The 17881-nt window shown below is 59.4% G+C and carries 17 protein-coding genes; 12 read left to right on the top strand and 5 right to left on the bottom strand.

Features of this window, described 5'->3' with window-relative positions:
- Positions 1–26: 26 nt before the first annotated feature.
- Positions 27–671, bottom strand: a complete 645-nt coding sequence (gene yihA / locus ACA057_RS00265) for a ribosome biogenesis GTP-binding protein YihA/YsxC (protein WP_401360401.1) — start codon at positions 669–671, stop codon at positions 27–29.
- A gap of 191 nt (positions 672–862) precedes the next feature.
- On the opposite strand from yihA, the gene ACA057_RS00260 reads away from it, so the two are divergent.
- The 7 genes from ACA057_RS00260 to ACA057_RS00230 all read left to right on the top strand — a co-directional run bounded on the left by ACA057_RS00260 (position 863) and on the right by ACA057_RS00230 (position 8123).
- Positions 863–1153 (top strand): c-type cytochrome, encoded by a 291-nt coding sequence (locus ACA057_RS00260; RefSeq protein ID WP_060540368.1) that lies wholly within the window; start codon positions 863–865, stop codon positions 1151–1153.
- A gap of 46 nt (positions 1154–1199) precedes the next feature.
- A complete protein-coding gene (locus ACA057_RS00255; RefSeq protein ID WP_109627072.1) occupies positions 1200–1811 on the top strand; it encodes a c-type cytochrome in 612 nt (203 codons plus the stop codon).
- Positions 1812–2011: 200 nt separating this feature from the next.
- A complete protein-coding gene (locus ACA057_RS00250; protein ID WP_497345033.1) occupies positions 2012–2653 on the top strand; it encodes a thiol:disulfide interchange protein DsbA/DsbL in 642 nt (213 codons plus the stop codon).
- A gap of 14 nt (positions 2654–2667) precedes the next feature.
- Positions 2668–3546 carry an endonuclease/exonuclease/phosphatase family protein gene (locus ACA057_RS00245; RefSeq protein ID WP_401360393.1) on the top strand — a complete coding sequence of 293 codons (879 nt, stop codon included), beginning with the start codon at positions 2668–2670 and terminating at the stop codon, positions 3544–3546.
- Positions 3543–5552: a GGDEF domain-containing protein gene (locus ACA057_RS00240; RefSeq protein WP_497345031.1), complete on the top strand. Its 2010-nt coding sequence runs from the start codon at positions 3543–3545 to the stop codon at positions 5550–5552. Before ACA057_RS00245 ends, ACA057_RS00240 begins: the two co-directional genes overlap by 4 nt.
- A 102-nt stretch (positions 5553–5654) precedes the next feature.
- Complete coding sequence (locus ACA057_RS00235) at positions 5655–6437, top strand: N-acetylmuramoyl-L-alanine amidase (protein WP_497345029.1); 783 nt, start codon at positions 5655–5657, stop codon at positions 6435–6437.
- Positions 6438–6512: 75 nt separating this feature from the next.
- Complete coding sequence (locus tag ACA057_RS00230) at positions 6513–8123, top strand: EAL domain-containing protein (RefSeq protein ID WP_497345027.1); 1611 nt, start codon at positions 6513–6515, stop codon at positions 8121–8123.
- A gap of 12 nt (positions 8124–8135) precedes the next feature.
- On the opposite strand, the gene ACA057_RS00225 is transcribed toward ACA057_RS00230, so the two are convergent.
- The gene (locus tag ACA057_RS00225; protein WP_497345025.1) at positions 8136–9926 is read right to left on the bottom strand and encodes an ATP-binding protein; all 1791 of its coding nucleotides are present in this window, start codon (positions 9924–9926) and stop codon (positions 8136–8138) included.
- A gap of 7 nt (positions 9927–9933) precedes the next feature.
- Positions 9934–11280: a sigma-54-dependent response regulator transcription factor AlgB gene (algB, locus tag ACA057_RS00220; RefSeq protein ID WP_497345024.1), complete on the bottom strand. Its 1347-nt coding sequence runs from the start codon at positions 11278–11280 to the stop codon at positions 9934–9936.
- 436 nt (positions 11281–11716) lie between these two features.
- Between algB and ACA057_RS00215 the strand changes: the two genes are divergently transcribed.
- From ACA057_RS00215 to ACA057_RS00195, 5 genes are all read left to right on the top strand, one after another.
- The gene (locus ACA057_RS00215; RefSeq protein WP_497345022.1) at positions 11717–12004 is read left to right on the top strand and encodes a hypothetical protein; all 288 of its coding nucleotides are present in this window, start codon (positions 11717–11719) and stop codon (positions 12002–12004) included.
- A gap of 81 nt (positions 12005–12085) precedes the next feature.
- Complete coding sequence (locus ACA057_RS00210; RefSeq protein ID WP_003177151.1) at positions 12086–12250, top strand: DUF1328 domain-containing protein; 165 nt, start codon at positions 12086–12088, stop codon at positions 12248–12250.
- 2 nt (positions 12251–12252) lie between these two features.
- Positions 12253–12714 (top strand): inhibitor of vertebrate lysozyme family protein, encoded by a 462-nt coding sequence (locus ACA057_RS00205; RefSeq protein WP_497345020.1) that lies wholly within the window; start codon positions 12253–12255, stop codon positions 12712–12714.
- 704 nt (positions 12715–13418) lie between these two features.
- Entirely contained in the window at positions 13419–14750 is a 1332-nt protein-coding gene (gene gltP / locus ACA057_RS00200; protein WP_497345018.1) for a glutamate/aspartate:proton symporter GltP, read from the top strand.
- Positions 14751–14971: 221 nt separating this feature from the next.
- On the top strand, positions 14972–16201 hold the full coding sequence (locus ACA057_RS00195; RefSeq protein ID WP_497345016.1) for a nucleoside recognition domain-containing protein: 1230 nt from the start codon (positions 14972–14974) through the stop codon (positions 16199–16201).
- 117 nt (positions 16202–16318) lie between these two features.
- Here ACA057_RS00195 and ACA057_RS00190 read toward each other — a convergent pair whose 3' ends face one another.
- Both ACA057_RS00190 and ACA057_RS00185 read right to left on the bottom strand, forming a co-directional pair.
- Positions 16319–16945: an ABC-type transport auxiliary lipoprotein family protein gene (locus tag ACA057_RS00190; RefSeq protein WP_497345014.1), complete on the bottom strand. Its 627-nt coding sequence runs from the start codon at positions 16943–16945 to the stop codon at positions 16319–16321.
- On the bottom strand, positions 16942–17880 hold the full coding sequence (locus ACA057_RS00185; protein ID WP_497345012.1) for an MlaD family protein: 939 nt from the start codon (positions 17878–17880) through the stop codon (positions 16942–16944). The genes ACA057_RS00190 and ACA057_RS00185 overlap by 4 nt, the downstream gene beginning before the upstream one ends.
- Between the last annotated feature and the right edge of the window lies 1 nt (position 17881).

The raw sequence follows: 17881 nt of genomic DNA, 5'->3' as shown, positions 1-17881 counted from the left end.
AGTCCGGGGTTTTTTTTGCCTGCGATTTATTGCTCGGCCACCTCGGCGCCCTTGTCCGCCAGTTGCATCCAGCCCGCCAGTACAGTGTAGGCGTCTTCCAGGCCCATGCGTTTTGGCGCCGAGAACAGCTGGATAGAGATCGCATCACCCCAACCTTTGCGGATGTCTGCCTGAACCTTGAGCAGGACGTTTTTCGCCGCGCCGTAGGTCAGCTTGTCGGCTTTGGTCAGCAAAATATGCATCGGCATGCCGCTGGCCACGGCCCAGTCGAGCATCAGCAAGTCGAAGTCGGTCATTGGATGACGGATGTCCATCATCAAAATCAGGCCCTTCAAACTCTCGCGACCGCCCAGATAGGCTTCCAGGTGACGCTGCCAGTGCAGCTTCAACGGGATAGGTACTTTCGCGTAACCGTAACCCGGCAGGTCGACCAGACGACGATCATCGTCTAGCTTGAAGAAGTTCAACAACTGCGTGCGACCCGGCGTTTTCGAGGTCCGCGCGAGGCTGGCGTGCGTCAGAGTGTTCAAAGCGCTGGATTTGCCGGCGTTGGAACGCCCGGCGAAAGCCACTTCAAAGCCTTCGTCGTCGGGGCATTGATCGACTTTGGCAGCGCTGAGCATGAAGGTGGACTGTTGGCACAGGCCGAGGATGGGGTTCTTGAGTTGCATGGGATTTCCGATGTGGGCGGCGCCGGGAATGGACGCGGCGAGCAGTGTCGTTTCCGTTTCAGTGACGCCAGTATATAATGCCGCAGATTTTGTGTGCGCTTTGTCCCAGCGTAGGATGAAGTTCACGAGAGCGATTGACCTTGATTGCGCATTAGAACGCAGAACGCTCTCAACCCTGAAAAGGTCGTTTTATGACGAAATGGCTGCTAGCTGCCGGTGTCTTGATGCCGCTTTACAGCGCTCAGGCTACACAGGATCCGGAAGCTGTGTACAACCGTGTTTGTGGTGCCTGTCATTCCGGCCAACTACCCATGGCGCCCAAAAAGGGTGATCAGGAAGCTTGGACGCCGAGGTTGGCGAAAGGTATGGAGACGCTGGTGCAACACGTGACCCAGGGTTTCAAGGCGATGCCGCCGCGTGGTTTGTGCATGGACTGCAGTGCCGAGGATTACCAAGCCATCATCCACTGGATGAGCGAGTGATCCCGGTCCATAACTCTTTAACCCTTAGCCGTAGTTGGATTAGCTGATGAACAAATTGATCGTGAGTCTGCTGTTGACCGTGGGGATCTCCGGCATAGCCCATGCTGCAGGTGATGCGACTGCTGGTCAGGCGAAAGCCGCAGTATGTGGCGCCTGTCATGGCCCGGATGGCAACAGCATGGCGCCAAACTTTCCGAAACTGGCAGGTCAGGGCGAGCGTTATCTGAACAAGCAGTTGCACGACATCAAGTCCGGCAAACGCACCGTTCTGGAAATGACCGGTTTGCTGACCAACCTGAGCGATCAGGACCTGGCTGATATCTCCGCCTACTTCGCCAGCCAGAAAGGCAGCGTTGGCGCTGCCGACCCGAAAGTCGTGGCTCGCGGTGAAGCACTGTTCCGTGGCGGTGACTTGGCCAAGGGCCTGCCAGCCTGCACCGGCTGCCACTCTCCGGATGGCAAGGGCAACGCAGCTGCCGGCTTCCCGCATCTGGGTGGCCAGCACGCTCAATACGTCGCCAAGCAATTGACCGACTTCCGCAAGGAAGAAGGCGGTCGTGCCAACGATGGCGATACCAAACCGATGCAGAGCATTGCCAAAAAGCTCAGCGACGAAGATATCGCAGCAGTGTCCAGCTACATTCAAGGCCTGCACTAAGACCGGCGAATCGGGCGTCGTGCGGGAAGTACATCTCCTGCAACGTTAACGCTCTATTAATCCGTCGCAGCAAGTATAAAAAGGGTGGCTTTGGCCGCCCTTTTTTGTGGCCGCTGCCGTTACACTACAGAACTCAAGCCCGCCATGACCTGTCTGAAAACAGGTCGCGCGAGGCGACCCCATTTGTCCAGGAGTAAAGCATGCGTAATCTGATCATCAGCGCCGCACTGGTCGCTGCCAGCCTGTTCGGCATGACTGCCCAAGCCGCTGAAGCACCCGCCGCACCTTACGTCGAACTGACCAACCCGGTGCCGGTCGCTGTCCCTGGCAAAATCGAAGTGGTGGAGCTGTTCTGGTACGGCTGCCCGCATTGCTACGCCTTTGAACCGGTGATCAACCCTTGGGTTGAGAAACTGCCTTCGGACGTGAACTTCGTACGTATTCCGGCCATGTTCGGCGGCCCGTGGGATGCACACGGCCAAATGTTCCTGACCCTTGAAGCCATGGGCGTCGAGAACAAGGTGCATGCTGCGGTGTTCAACGCGATTCAGAAAGAACACAAGAAGCTGGTCACGCCAGACGAAATGGCAGAATTCCTTGCGACTCAGGGCGTAGACAAGGACAAGTTCCTGGCCACCTTCAACTCCTTCGCCATCAAAGGCAAAATCACCCAGGCCAAAGAGCTGGCGAAGAAATACGAAATTTCCGGCGTTCCGACCATGATCGTCAACGGCAAGTATCGCTTCGACGTGGGCTCTGCCGGCGGTGCCGAACAAGCGCTGCAACTGGCCGACAAACTCGTCGACAAAGAGCGAGCGGCTAACAAGGCTGCCGCCAACTAAGCGCGGGGCCTGCCATGCGCCGCTGGGGAACTGAACGCGTCGTTGGCCTGCATGATCCGCGGGTCAACGAACATCATCTGGAATCGACGGGCTTGCCCGCAGACAGCCGTCTGCGTTTGCTCAGTTTCAATATCCAGGTCGGCATCAGTACCGAGCGGTATCGGCACTACCTGACCCGGGGCTGGCAACATCTGTTGCCGCACACCGGGCGTGCCGACAATCTGCAAAAAATCGGTAATCTGCTGGGCGACTTCGATCTGGTCGCCTTGCAGGAAGCCGATGGCGGCAGCCTGCGATCAGGCTACGTCAATCAAGTGGAACACCTGGCCCAGCTCGGTGCTTTCCCCTACTGGTATCAACAACTCAATCGCAATCTCGGTCGCCTCGGCCAGCACAGCAATGGCGTGCTCAGCCGCCTGCGCCCGTGGGCGATTGAAGACCATCCGCTGCCGGGGCCCAAGGGTCGCGGGGCGATCCTGGTGCGCTTCGGCGAAGGTCCGGAGGCGCTGGTGGTGGTCATGATGCACCTGGCGCTGGGCGCTCGCGTGCGCAGCATGCAACTGGCTTATATCCGCGAGTTGATCGGCGGCTATAAACACCAGGTGCTGATGGGCGACATGAATACCCATGCCAGTGATTTGCTGCAAAACTCGCCGTTGCGTGACCTCGGCCTGCTCGCGCCGCAACTGGAAGCGACCTTCCCCAGCTGGCGCCCGCAGCGCTGCCTGGACCATATTCTGCTGAGCCCGACCCTGACCCTTGAAAAGGTCGAGGTACTGGCACAACCCATTTCCGATCACCTGCCGGTCGCGGTAGAGATTCGTCTGCCGGGTTCGCTCACGGCTGATGCATTCCCCGCGTTGAGTCCTGCCCCTCGCGGATCCCATGAATGAGCGACGAAGCACAGCGCTGGAAAGAAAAATACCTCAAAAGCATCGAACAACAGGAAAAGCTGGAGCGCCGATGGGACGCTCGGCTCGACCTTCTGCGTCGCGGCCTAGTACGCAGCAGCCTGGCAGCCGAGGGCACTGACCGCGCCGTTGACCAATGCATGAAGGAAATGCGCGAAGTCGTGCGCTCCGATGACATGGACGCCGGCCTGGCGAACCTGCTTCCTCGGCTGGAAAAAGCCGTGCTCGACTCCGAACAGCGCCGGGAAACCCGGGTCAATCAGACCAGCGCCGCACTGACCGCGCTGGTTTCGCAGCTGCAAACATTGCCGCTGCCGCGAGAAGTCAGCCGGCCACTGAAGAACTTCGCCAAACAACTCGACGGGCGCGTCGGCCAGGCCCGCGAAATTCCGCTGCTGCTCAGCGAACTGAGCGGCCTGCAAGGCAAGGCCCTGAGTCAGCTTGAGAACCCGGCAGAACCCGATCGCCCTGGTTTATTGCAACGGTTGTTCGGTAGTCGTGAGGCCGATGAAACGGTTGCCGCCCCGATGGTGCAGCTGCCCGCGTCTCAGCCTGTCCAAGCCGCTTGCGCGCTGCGGGCCGAGACGCAGCAGCCAGCGGTCGATCTCGTACCAGTGATCGATGAGCCGCAGGTGGTGCCAACCGTCGCGCCTGCGGCTGTCGCTCCCGAGCCATTGGCAATTGAAGCATCGCCCGCAGCAACGCTTGCTCCGGTTGTCGTTGCGTTTGTCCCGCCGGTGCTCGAACCGCAAAACGCCAGCCCCCGGACCGAAGAGGCACCCGCACCGACGCCCCCTGTTGTTGAGCAAGCCCCACAGGCTCAACCGGCCAGCAATCCCGACGAGCTAACTAGCCTGCCACCGCCCTCGCCCCTGGCCGTCGTTGATCCGGAGCAGCCTGAGCACGATATTCTCTACGCCCTACCGGACTCGCCCGAGCCTTCCTACAGTTCGGTGGCCAAGCACATCGAAGACACGTTGCTGGGCCTGCTCGACGACCTGACGCTACCCGAACGTCATCGTCCGCAAGCCGAAGCCATGCGTGATCGCCTGCAAAATGGTTTGAATTGGTACGAACTACTGCCCATCCTCGACGATCTAGCCACCTTGATGCTGGCAATTACCGACAGCGGGCAGCACGAATTCGAAACCTATCTGCAGCAGCTCAATGAACGCCTTGAGTCGTTCCAGAGCAACCTGCTCGCCGCCAGCACGGGCCATGCCGACAACCATTCCGCCGCGCGCGAGATGGACACGCAGATCCGTGAGCAGGTCGACGGCTTGCAGAGCAGCATGCAGGAAGCGGCAGACCTCGACGATCTGAAGCACGTACTGGAAAACCATCTTGAAGGCCTGCTTGGCACCCTGGATCAACACCAGAAGCAGCGCGACGAGCGCGAGCAAGAGGTCGCGGCGCGCCTGCACGGACTGGCCGAACGCGTTGCGCACATGGAGCAAGAAGCCCTGGGCTACCGCGAGCACCTCGAAGAACAGCGCCAGAAAGCCTTGATCGATCCGCTGACGGGCCTGCCCAACCGGGCGGCCTGGGGCGAGCGGCTGGATCACGAAGTCAGCCAATGGCAACAACATGGCAACACCCTGCTGCTAGCCATGCTCGACCTCGATCATTTCAAACGCATCAACGATAACTACGGGCACCTGGCGGGTGACAAAGTGCTGAAAATCATCGCCAGCGTGTTGCGCAAACGCCTGCGCGGGACGGATTTCATTGCCCGTTTTGGCGGCGAGGAATTTGTCCTGTTGATGCCCGCCACGGTTCCGGCGGTCGGCACCCAACTGCTGGAAAACCTGCGCGCATCGATCGAAGCCTGCCCGTTCCATTTCAAGGGTGAGCCAGTAACCATCACCCTTTCCATGGGGCTGACGGCTTTCAGGCCCGGCGAACATAGCGATGCGGTGCTTAAAAGAGCCGATCAGGCGCTATATCGCGCGAAACATGCCGGTCGCAACCGGGTGGAGTTGGGCTGACGGCTAATTGTTCCATTTTGTTTAAAACTTCGCGTTAGCCAGCCGCGCGCAGGTCAGTACGTTACACTGTTGCATTACTGACTTGCGCGTACCGCCTCTGCCATGAAATACCTTGCCCTCATCGTGTCGCTGATTATGTTGGCCGGCTGTGCCAGCGGTCCCCGGTTCGACACCAGCCATCCTTCTGCCAATCACGACAGCCGTGTTCAATTTGTCGTGGTGCATTACACCTCCGCCTCGCTGGAGCGGTCGCTGCAATTGCTGACCCATGGCGAGGTCAGCGCTCACTACCTGATTGGCGACGACTCGCGCGCCACCATTTATAAACTGGTGGACGAAAACCTGCGGGCCTGGCACGCCGGGGAAAGCGAATGGCAAGGACGGACCTGGTTGAACTCCAGCTCCATCGGCATCGAGATCGTCAATCCGGGTTTCAAAGTACTCCCGACCGGGGAGCGTGCCTGGTATCCCTACAGCGAAGCCCAGGTCCAGTCCTTGATTGTCTTGCTCAAAGACATCAGCAAGCGTTACGCCATCAGCCCCCTCAGTATCATCGGCCATAGCGACATCGCTCCCTTGCGCAAGCTCGATCCGGGGCCGCTGTTTCCCTGGAAACGCCTGGCGGCCGAAGGCCTCGGAATCTGGCCGAACGAGCAAGCCGTGGCGCGTCAGCAAACAAAGTTCGAAACACAACTGCCGAGCATCAGTTGGTTTCAGTCACAGCTTGCTCGCCTGGGTTATCCCACCCCGCAAACCGGGGAGTTGGATGTAGCGACGCGCCATGTGCTGGGCGCCTTTCAGATGCACTTCCGCCCTTCCCGCTTTGACGGCATGCCGGACGCGCAAACGGCAGCGTTGCTTCAGGTGTTGAACCAGACAAAATAATGACGCCCGCCCGACGGTCACGCTTTTTCTCAATCAGCAGCTATAACTCATTGGTAATTCTTCGGATATTGCACGATGACTGCTGCTCGAGAGACGTTGCGTAGTTGGTTTTATCGCCCCTGGTTTTTGGCGATGCTGGCTGCTGCGTTGAGCACGACACTGTTGATGGCGGGCAGTCTGTTCGTGGCCATCCATCAAGTCGAGCAGAACGAAAGTGAGGAAATGAATGCTCAGGGCGAGCGTTTCCTCGCGCGTCTGGAGCAGTTGTTCGGGCAATTGCGTGAAAGCCTCGACGACCTGGAAGCCCAGCCGTTAAGAGGCTGCGATGACGAAATGATCGCCACCTTGCAGCAGGTCAGTTTCAATTACCGCTTCGTGTACGAAGCGGTTTATATGGACGCCTCGCGAATCTGCTCCAATCGCCCTCGCCAGGAACTGTCGTTGATACGTCCGCCGGACATCAAGGGCCCCACCTACAGCTACTGGTTGAATACCACCACCGAACCCGATGAGAATCGCGCCGCTTTAATGCTCGGGCGTGGCAATTTTCGGGTCGCCACCTCTCGCGGGCATTTGACCGACATGGTCGATTTGTCTCCGGGCAGCAGCTTGCTGGTGGTCGTTGACCGTGGAGCACGGGCCATCCCGGTACTGGGTGCCGAACAGGCTTGGCCACCGACGGAAGCCTGGCCCCCGAAAAGCCGCGAATCGCTGCAAATCACTCAGACCCGCTTGATTTACCGCATGCCAACCAACAATCCCGCCTATCAATTGGTGCTGATTTCCCCGCGTACCGGCATGCACATTCCCGCCGTATGGTGGTGGTTGCTGCCGGCCAGCCTGTTACTGGGCGTGTGTGTAGGCTTTATGGTGTTTCTGCTGGTGCGCCAACGCCAGTCGCTGGACGCCGAACTGACAGGCGCCATTCGACGAGGCGAGTTGCAGGTGCTGTATCAGCCGATCTTCGACCTCGACAGCCGCAACTGTGTCGGTGCCGAAGCCCTGCTGCGCTGGCGACGACCGGACGGCACGCTGACCAGCCCCGATCTGTTCATTCCCATGGCTGAGAACACCGGCCAGATCCGCCAGATGACCGACTTCGTACTCCAGCGCCTGCTTGAGCAACTGGGGCAACTGCTGCGGGCGAATCCGCAGCTGTACATCTCGGTCAACCTGGCGGCCTGTGATGTCATGGTGCCGCGTATCGGCCAGGTCATGGCGCGCTTGCTGACCTTGCACCGGGTCGCCGCCAAACAGATTGCCTTTGAGGTCACAGAGCGGGGATTGATCGATGTCGAGGTCGCTCGGGAAAACCTGCAAGCCTTGCGTGATGTCGGGCATCAAGTGCTGATCGATGATTTTGGCACCGGCTATTGCAGCCTCGCCTACCTGCAAACCCTGCCGGTGGATTGCCTGAAAATCGATAAGGCCTTTATTGACGCCCTGGGCCATGACGCGGCCAGTAGCGGGGTCGCCCCGCACATCATTCACATGGCCCAGGCCCTGCAACTCAAGGTGATCGCCGAAGGCATCGAATATGAAGCCCAGGCAGCGTTTCTGAGCAGTGAAGGGGTGAGATTCGGTCAGGGCTGGCTGTTCGCTCATGCGTTAAGCGCGGTGCAGTTCATCGAACTGATTACCCGAGGCCGCCGGCTCTCCGCGCGGCGCCTGGACGATGAAGCCTGAAGTCGCAACGGATCAAACCGACAACGCCATATAGAACTGAGTCCCCTGCCCCGGCCGCGAATAGACGCCCATCCGCCCGCCGTGCAACTGCACGATTTCCTTGCACAGCGCCAGACCGAGCCCGGCCCCGCCTTTCTTGCGACCGACCTGAACAAAGGGCTCGAAGATCCGTCCCTGCTGGCCGTAGGCAATGCCTTCACCGTTGTCCTCGACGCTGATAATCACTCGCTCGCCATGGCGACGGGCTTGCAGGCGTATCTGCCCCTCGGCAGCGGTATGGCGCAATGCATTGTCGATCAGGTTATCGAGCACCCGGTCCAGTTGCGGCTGATCGGCCTGCAACCACGGCAAAGGGCCCTGAACCTCCACTAACAGATCGATGCCCTTCTCCATCGCGGAACCGGCAAAACGTGACCGGGCCTGCTCCAGCAACTCCTCGATGGAACACGGCGCCAGGGTCAGTTTCTGCAAGCCGTTCTGGTAGCGGGAGAAGTTCAGCAGGTCGTTGATCAGCTGCATCAAGCGCTGCATCTCTTCATTCACGGTGTCGAGCAAATCGGCTTCCCGCGAATCCGCGGCAAAATGTGCGCGCTCGCGGAACAGACCGAACGCCATGTGCATCCCGGTCACCGGCGTGCGCAACTCATGGGAGGCGCGCAATACGAACTCGCTGCGCACCCGTTCGAAAGCACGTTGTTCGGTCACATCATGCAGCACCATCACCGCGCCGAGAATATGGCCCTGGGTATGGCTGACCGGCGTCAGGCTATAGGTCAACAACCGCGACTCGCCATCGACCTCAATGCTCAAGTCTTCCGGCGCCCGCTCCAGGGTGCCGCCGCGCAGCACCAGTTGCAGTTGTTCATCGAGTTCGGGGCGTTCAAGGGCCGTGCCCAGCCCTTGGCCAAGACGATCGTCGTCCCAGCCCAGCTGACGCTGCGCCACTGGGTTAAGGTGCTCCAGATGGCCATCGCGATCGATCATCAGCAAACCGTCGTCAATGCTGTCGAGCACGGCCTGCAAGCGCTGCTGGCCGGCAAGCAACTCATCGATGTTGGTCGCCTGATGCTGGCGCAAGGCCTCGGCCATGATGCCGAAGCGCTTGGTCAGTTGGTTCATTTCCACTGCCGAAGAAATCGGCAGGGTCACTTCGAAATTGCCTTGGCCGATGTTGTCAGCCGCCTGCGCCAAGGCCTCGATCGGCGCGCCGAACCGTCGGGCAATCGCATGGGCGGTCACGAAGCCGATGATCAGCACCGCCAACCCGACCAATCCGAGCAGGCCGGCAATCAGCAGCGCCCGCTCCCGCGCTTGGCGCTGCGTATCGTTGATGTTATCCAGTGCTCGCTTGTGTTCGGCGATCAACCCGTTGCGTAACGCGTTGAATCGTTCGGTCAATGCCTCGTTACCGCTGAGCACATGGGTCGAGTCGTGTGACAGGTCCAACGCTTGCAGAAAACTCAGGTAATCATCCTTGGCCTGCATGAACCCATACAGGTTGCCCTCGCCGCCCTGTTCATGGGCAATACCTTCATCCAGCAGCTGAACATAATGTTGCTTTGACGCTTCGAACGCCGCCGGGTCGGATTTTTCATTGAGCATGAGGATCAGTTGATCACCCAGGGTCTGGCGCAATTTGAGACCCAGATCCAGCGTGACGAAGTTGTTGCGAATGAGTGCTTCCTGGTTGCCGGCCATCTGCATCACGCTGACCAGGCCTAGCAACAGACCCAGCAGCGCGACAGTGATCAGTGCGGAAATACTCAGAAACAGCCGCGTGCGCAACTTCATCGCGAGTTTCATAGGAGGCTCACAGGTTGTACTGCTTGCGTTTGCGGTACAACGTCGAGGCATCGATGCCCAAGGTCTTGGCAGCCTGGTCCAGGGTGTCGGCCGTTGCGAGGACCGCACCGATGTGGGCTTTTTCCAACTCATCCAGACTCAACGCAGCACCGATGCGCGGGGCATTGTTGACCGGCGTTTCGGCCATGCCCAGGTTGCTGATCTCGACCCGTTCCTGTGGGCAAATAATGCTCGCCCGCTCCACCACGTTGCGCAGCTCGCGGATGTTCCCTGGCCATCGGTAACCCAGCAGCGCTTCACGGGCCTCGTCGCTGAACCCTCGGGCCGGACGCGCATACTCCTTGACGAACCGGGCCAGAAAGCGATCAGCCAGGTTGAGGATGTCCTCCCGGCGTTCGCGCAACGGCGGCAGGTGCAAGGTGATGACGTTCAGGCGATACAGCAGGTCTTCGCGGAAGCGACCGTCGCGGACCATGTCTTCGAGGTTCTGGTTTGTCGCGGCCAGAATGCGCACATCAGCGCGGCGGGTGACCGGGTCGCCTACCCGCTCGTATTCTTTATCCTGGATGAAACGCAGCAGCTTAGGCTGCAAAACCAATGGAAAATCGCCGATCTCGTCGAGAAACAGCGTGCCACCGTCGGCCTGATTGACTCGACCCAACGTACTTTCGCTGGCGCCGGTGAAGGCGCCACGGCTATGGCCGAACAGCTCGCTTTCCATCAGTTCGGCCGTCAGGGACGGGCAGTTGATGGTGATGCAGGACTTCTTCGAGCGCTTGCTCCAGCCGTGAATGGCCTGGGACAACTCGCCCTTCCCCGTACCGGATTCGCCGAGAATCAAGATATTGGCATCGGTGTTGGCCACCTGGCGGGCGGTTTCGAGCACCACTTTCATCGCCGGGCTGTGGGAATCGAGACCGTCCTTGGGCTTGCGCACCTCACCTTCCAACGCCTCCAGACGTGCTGACAGTTGCCGCACTTCCAGTTGCTTGGCGGTGGCCAGGCGCAATTGATCGGGGCTGCACGGCTTGACCAGATAATCGGCGGCACCCGCCTGGATCGCGTCGACGGCGGTGTCCACGGCCGAGTGAGCCGTGACAATCACCACGCGCATCCACGGCGCCTGAATACGCATCTGTGCCAGCACATCCAGGCCGTTGTCTTCGCCCAGACGTAAATCAAGGAAGCACAAATCGAACACCTGACGCTGCAACAATGCATCCGCCTGCGCCGCGCTGTTGGCGGTAGCGACGCTATAGCCTTCGTCTTCGAGGCAATAACGGAAGGTTCGCAGGATGGCGGACTCATCGTCCACCAGCAGAATGCGGCCTTGATTCTCAGTGGCTGATTCCATTTTCCTACGCTCCTTAATGAATGATCTTTGGTTAGTCCCGGAAAAATCGGGCAAGTTGCATGGTTGATTCTGGTCGATTCCGGCCACGCCGGGGTAGATATCTCATCACCCTACGGCTAATGACCTGATTTTGTTGGTTTTTTAATAAATTAACGCTTTTCAGGCGGCTTCCCGCGTGCAGTTGTGACATCCGCGCCCTCTTCTCAATTCAAAAATATTGAAACTTCCTACGGAACCATCGTGCATTACGCACGACTTCAGGAGGGGCATCGTGCAGGATGCGTCCGGAATGATTTTTACTGTATTCATAACATATTGATTTATAACGATTTTATCCCTGTAAAAAGCTGGCATGCACACTGCAATGATTTGGTTAATCCAGGGCAAAAGATCGATGCCCTAAACCAGATCACCACAGTGTGGGAGGAGCTTCAGGATGAGTCGCCAACGTGCCGCCCAATTGCGTATCTCGCCACTGCATATCCAGCAAGGCCTGTTTGCTGTTCTGGCGCTGTTGATCACCTTGATCGGCGGCCAGCAGTTTCAGAGCTGGAACCAGAGCCAGCAGCAAGACGCGATCCGTGTGTCGATTCAGCACCCGACCCAAACCCACTTCAGCGCCGCCAGCAGCAACCAGGCTGACCTCGCCCCGATGCGCATGATGGACGTCGACCAGGCACAGCCTGTGGATGAGATGCCCCGTCAGGAACGTTGGGTGTTCTAAGTAAACGAACTTGGCGCGCTTGCTGCGCCGGGAAAGGCACCACAAGCAACACCTCTAAATAGAAGCGTAAGGAGAATCACCATGTTGAGCTGGGCAATCACATTCTTGATCATTGCCATCATCGCCGCCGTACTGGGCTTCGGTGGTATCGCGGGCACCGCCACGGGTATCGCCAAGATTCTCTTTGTCGTGTTCCTGGTGATGTTCATTGCTTCGTTCTTCTTTGGCCGTCGCGGTCGAGGTTGAACATGAGCGTTTTAAAGACAGTGGCAGCCGCCCTGCTCCTGGGCGGTAGTGCCATGGCGATGGCGGCCAATGATGGCCAGACGCGGGTCAATGAGTTGCTGACCGCAGACCCGCAATACCGTGAAACGTGGCAAGGCGTGGTGAAGAAGGAAGAACGCCTGCCGGAATGGGTGATGAACCTCTCCGGCGACGCCGAGCAAATGAATGCCGTTGAAGAGGATGGCGACAAGTATCTGGTCGGGCCACTGTGCGAAACACAGCAGACGTGCCTGAACAAGCGCTTGATCGTAGCGTTCAGCTTCGACAAGAAGGATGCCTACGCCATGCTGGTCGAAGTGCCTGCGGGGCTGCCGGCCGACAAGTCGCCTACGCGACATGCCGACTACCGCTTCCTCGGAAAGCCGGACCAGGGCATGCAAGACCTGTTGATGGAACAACTGAAGAAAGATCCGAAGTGGTACTGAGTTTGAAACAAGAGAGAAGCTACGATGCTTCTTTCCGATGCGCTACCCGAGGAAGGTAGACGCATGACCAAGGGGTCGGGACGTTCTGCCTGTTTCAGGGGCGGAGTGACCTACGGGTACAGGGAGTGCCTGCGCCAGGGCCGGGTCAGGAAAAGCTGCGACGCAAGTTCGCCGACCCCTCAGGGCTCGACGGACTTGCGAAGAGCTTCCTCGCGGTAAAAGCATCGCCCCGAGCGTTCAGCTCACTTTCCTTGCATAACGTCGAATATTCCCTGGAATACATTTTTCCGGTGATTTTTTGCGACCATCTATCGAGAAAGCTGCGGCAAAATGTAAGCGATAATTCGCCCTTAAACGTAGGATTTTTCTGTAGTTTTAGCCCTCATCCCTCCGCTCAAAAAACAACCAACCTCCTCTGAAATGGCCGGTTCACGGTACTTATAGCTGCCGAAATGTCGTATGCAAACCGGTTGGGACGCCAGTTTCATTTAAAAAAGCTCATGCTGATTCGGCATAGGGTAGGCGTTTACGGCATTAGACGTCGCTTCCTTGCATCGGAATAGTTGCGCCTTTTTTCGCCTGCCAGAGAGCCATAAATACTAGCTCCGGGGCTCCTTATACGGGGGTAGATGCACAAGACTTTTACGCCACAAGCGTGCCGGTTCTTGCATCTGCCTGAGTCAAACGCAAGTAAGGGTAAAGATATGAAGAAGGCAAAGCTTAGCCTCGCCTGGCAGATCCTCATCGGTCTGGTATTGGGGATTGCAATCGGTGCGCTGCTCAACCATTTCAGTGCCGAAAAAGCCTGGTGGATCAGTAACGTCCTGCAACCAGCGGGCGATATCTTTATCCGTCTGATCAAGATGATCGTGATCCCGATCGTGATCTCCTCCCTGATCGTCGGCATCGCGGGTGTCGGCGACGCGAAGAAGCTTGGTCGCATCGGTCTGAAGACCATCATTTACTTCGAGATCGTCACCACCATCGCCATTGTGGTCGGTCTGGTGCTGGCCAACGTGTTCCATCCGGGCACCGGCATCGACATGAGCACCCTGGGTACCGTGGATATTTCCAAGTACCAGGCGACTGCCGCCGAGGTTCAGCATGAACACGCGTTCATCGAAACCATCCTCAACCTGATCCCGTCGAACATCTTCGCGGCCATGGCCCGCGGCGAAATGCTGCCGATCATCTTCTTCTCCGTGTTGTTCGGTCTCGGCTTGTCGAGCCTGCAATCGGACCTGCGCGAGCCTCTGGTGAAGATGTTCCAGGGCGTGTCGGAAAGCATGTTCAAAGTCACCCACATGATCATGAACTACGCCCCGATCGGCGTTTTCGCACTGATCGCGGTGACCGTGGCCAACTTCGGCTTCGCTTCCCTCATCCCGCTGGCCAAACTGGTGATCCTGGTTTATGTCGCCATCGCCTTCTTCGCCTTCGTGATCCTGGGCCTGATCGCTCGCCTGTTCGGCTTCTCGGTGATCAAGCTGATGCGCATCTTCAAGGATGAGCTGGTGCTGGCCTACTCCACCGCCAGCTCCGAGACCGTGTTGCCACGCGTGATCGAGAAGATGGAAGCCTACGGCGCGCCGAAAGCCATTTGCAGCTTCGTGGTGCCGACCGGTTACTCGTTCAACCTCGACGGTTCGACCCTGTACCAAAGCATCGCGGCGATCTTCATTGCCCAGCTGTACGGCATTGACCTGTCCATCAGCCAGCAATTGCTGCTGGTGCTGACCTTGATGGTCACTTCCAAAGGCATCGCCGGCGTACCGGGCGTGTCCTTCGTGGTGCTGCTGGCCACGCTGGGCAGCGTGGGTATTCCGTTGGAAGGCCTGGCGTTCATCGCCGGTGTCGACCGCATCATGGACATGGCCCGTACCGCACTGAACGTGATCGGCAACGCCCTGGCCGTGTTGGTCATCTCCCGTTGGGAAGGCATGTACGACGACGCCAAGGGCCAGCGCTACTGGAACTCCCTGCCGCACTGGCGCAGCAAGGAAAAGCTGCCGGTTGGCGAAACCTCCATTAACTGATTGCTGAACCCTGTGGAGATTGGCTTTTTTGTGGGAGCCAGCCTGCTGGCGATGAGGCCGGCACACTCAACATCTCTGTTGTTTGAAACACCGCTATCGCCAGCAGGCTGGCTCCCACATTGATCCGCGCCAACTGCACCGACAAACCCCGGAGAAATCCGGGGTTTGTCGTTTCTGGCGACCCCGCTATCATTCGCCCCATTCTTCGGGGGATTCAACTGATGCTCAATGGCCTGTGGCTAAGCTTCTTCATCGTGGCAGCCGTGTCGGCGCTGGCGCAGTGGCTGATTGGCGGCAACGCCGGGATCTTCGCGGCGATGGTGGAAAGCATTTTCGCCATGGCCAAATTGTCGGTCGAGGTCATGGTCCTGCTGTTCGGCACCCTGACCCTCTGGCTGGGTTTTCTGCGAATTGCCGAGAAGGCCGGGATCGTCGAGTGGCTGGCCAAGGCATTGGGCCCATTGTTTCTGCGTCTGATGCCCGGCGTCCCGGCAGGTCACCCGGCCATCGGCCTGATCACGCTCAACTTCGCCGCGAACGGCCTGGGCCTCGACAACGCCGCCACGCCGATCGGCCTCAAAGCCATGAAGGCGCTGCAAGAGCTCAACCCCAGCGACACCATCGCCAGCAACGCGCAAATCCTCTTCCTGGTGCTCAACGCCTCCTCGCTGACCCTGCTGCCGGTGACGATCTTCATGTACCGCGCCCAGCAAGGCGCGCCTGATCCGACCCTGGTGTTCCTGCCGATCCTGTTGGCCACCAGCTGCTCGACCTTGGTCGGCTTGTTGTCGGTGGCGGTCATGCAGCGTCTGCGCCTGTGGGACCCGGTGGTGCTCGCTTACCTGATTCCCGGTGCCCTGGCCCTCGGCGGCTTCATGGCGCTGCTGGGAACGCTCTCGGCGACCGCGCTGGCCGGCCTGTCTTCGATCCTCGGCAACGTGACGCTGTTCGGGCTGATCATGCTGTTCCTGGTGGTCGGCGCGCTGCGTAAAGTGAAGGTGTACGAGGCGTTCGTCGAAGGCGCCAAAGAAGGTTTCGACGTGGCCAAGAACCTGCTGCCGTATCTGGTGGCGATGCTCTGCGCGGTGGGCGTGTTGCGCGCATCCGGCGCGCTGGATTTTGGCCTGGACGGGATTCGGCATCTGGTGGAATGGGCCGGTTGGGACACCCGCTTCGTCGATGCGCTGCCGACGGCGATGGTTAAACCGTTCTCCGGCAGCGCTGCCCGGGCGATGCTGATCGAAACCATGAAAACCTCAGGCGTGGACAGCTTCCCGGCACTGGTGGCGGCGACGATTCAGGGCAGTACCGAAACGACTTTCTATGTGTTGGCGGTGTACTTCGGTGCGGTGGGGATCCAGCGGGCGCGGCATGCGGTGGGGTGTGCGTTGCTGGCGGAACTGGCCGGCGTGCTTGGCGCGATCGGCGTCTGCTATTGGTTCTTCGGCTAACCAAAATCCCCTGTGGGAGCGAGCCTGCTCGCGATGAGGGCGTGACATTCAAAATAGATGTTGGCTGTCAGACCGCCATCGCGAGCAGGCTCGCTCCCACAGTGGTTTATGTAGGTTTTAAGGTCGCAGTGGCGGGGCGACTTTCTGGCCTTGTTCGACCGCCCAACTCACCACTTGCGCCGTTAGCTGATCACTTGCCTGGCCAAACCCGGCGACCACCGCCGGTACTTTCACATCACTGAGCGGCTGACGCACTTCAAAGCGCCGGCTGGCGAGGATTCGCTGGTCATAACCGCGCACCAGCAACGCATCCAGCCGCAGCACCACGCCAGCGCTCGAGCCTTGGTATTCCGTCTGGAACGCCTGCAAACTCCCGCCCAGCTCCAGATCCGCCTGGAAATTGCTGTCATCAGTACTTAACAGCGTCACCCGCCCGTCACGCTGGAAACCATCCAGCAGGCGATTGCGCAGCAGCACCGGCGCCGGATCGCTCCAGCGCGAGCCCTTGTAGCTGCTGATCACGTCGCCCTGGGGAATGACGGCGATGTTCGAGGTGTTCAACGCTTCGCTGGCCTGGGGTTTGTTCAGGCGCAACGACCAGCGCTGCGGCGTCGCGTAACTGGCCGCCGGGCCGCTTTGCGCCGAGGGCAATCGATAGACATCGAACGGTTCGGACTTGGGCAGAATCGAGCACGCGCTGATCAGCGTGAAGCTGGCGAGGAGGGCGAGGTGGGTCAGCTTCATGGGGTGAATTCCTTGTTCTTGTCACTGCCCAGCAAATAACCGCTGGGGTTGGCCTCCAGGCGCTGAGAGATGGCGCGCAGCGAGCTCAGGGTTTCACGCAGCTCACGCACCGCCGGGGCCAGGCCATTGAGGCCCTGCATCCCGCTGTTGAGCGAATCCTGATTGCTCGTGAGCAGCTTGTTGATGGTCGCGCTGCTTTGTTCCAGCGACTTCATCGCCTGCTCGGCACTGCCGAACATCTGCTGGCCCTGATCGGTGAGCAGGCCGTTGGCATTGCGCATCAGCGCGGCTGTCTGTTCGAGGGTGGCCGTGGCCTGCTTGCCGACGGCGCCCAGTTGCTGCATGGCCTGGCGGATGTCGCCGCGCTGGTCGGCGATGGTGCCGGTGGTTTGCTCCAGGTGTTCAAGGGTCTTGCTGATGCGTTCGACGTTCTCCGAGGAAAACATCTGATTGGCGTTATGCATCAGCATGTTCACCCCGGCCACCAGGTCGCCACTGTCGTTCAGCAGGCGGGCGATGGGCGAGGGCGATGCCACGATCACCGGCAGATTGCCGTCTTTGCCCTTGAGCTTCGGACTCTGCGGGGTACCGCCGCTGAGCTGGATGATCGAGGTGCCGGTGATGCCGGTCAGCGCCAGGATCGCTTGGGTGTCTTCCTTGATCGGCGTATCGCCGCCCAGACGAATCCGCGCCAACACCCGGCGCGGGTCTTTCGGGTCCAGGCGCAGGGTCACCACGTCGCCGACCTTGATCCCGCTGTACTGCACGGCGCTGCCCTTGGACAGGCCGCTGACCGCCTCGTTGAAGACGACTTCGTAATCCTTGAACTCGGTGTCGACACTGGACTTGGCCAGCCATAAGCCGAAGAGCAGGGCGCCCGCCACCACAATCACAGTGAACAGGCCGATCAACACATGATGGGCTCGGGTTTCCATG

The sequence above is a fragment of the Pseudomonas sp. LBUM1661 genome, from assembly GCF_059695925.1.
The sequence above is the reverse complement of the archived record's forward strand: the minus strand, read 5'-3'. Positions and strand labels throughout refer to the sequence as shown.